Source organism: Bradyrhizobium sp. SHOUNA76, assembly GCF_023006445.1.
Taxonomy (GTDB): Bacteria; Pseudomonadota; Alphaproteobacteria; order Rhizobiales; family Xanthobacteraceae; genus Bradyrhizobium.
This window is the reverse complement of the sequence record NZ_JALBHA010001201.1, coordinates 1-281: the sequence shown is the minus strand read 5'-3', so window position 1 is coordinate 281 and position 281 is coordinate 1. Positions and strand designations below refer to the sequence as shown.

Annotated in this window: 1 protein-coding gene; it reads left to right on the top strand. The window is 69.8% G+C overall.

The annotated features are described in order from the left end of the window. The coding region (locus MOV74_RS40500; protein WP_246933148.1) for an AMP-binding enzyme at nucleotides 1-281 on the top strand (281 nt) is incomplete at both ends.

Genomic DNA, 281 nt, shown 5'->3' with positions numbered 1-281 from the left:
GTGGCCGTGGTGGTCGCGCGCGAGGCCGGGGCCGGCCGCCAGCTGGTCGGCTATGTCAGCGGCGAAGCGCTGGATGGAGCCGCGCTCAAGACGGTGTTATCATCTGTGTTGCCGGATTACATGGTCCCGGCGCGGATCGTGGTGCTGGATCGTCTGCCGCTGACGCCGAACGGCAAGATCGACCGCAAGGCGCTGCCGGCTCCGGATCAGCTTGCGACGTCAATCGAGCATGTCGCGCCGCGCACGCCGGCCGAGGCGGCGCTGGCTGCGATCTGGGCCGA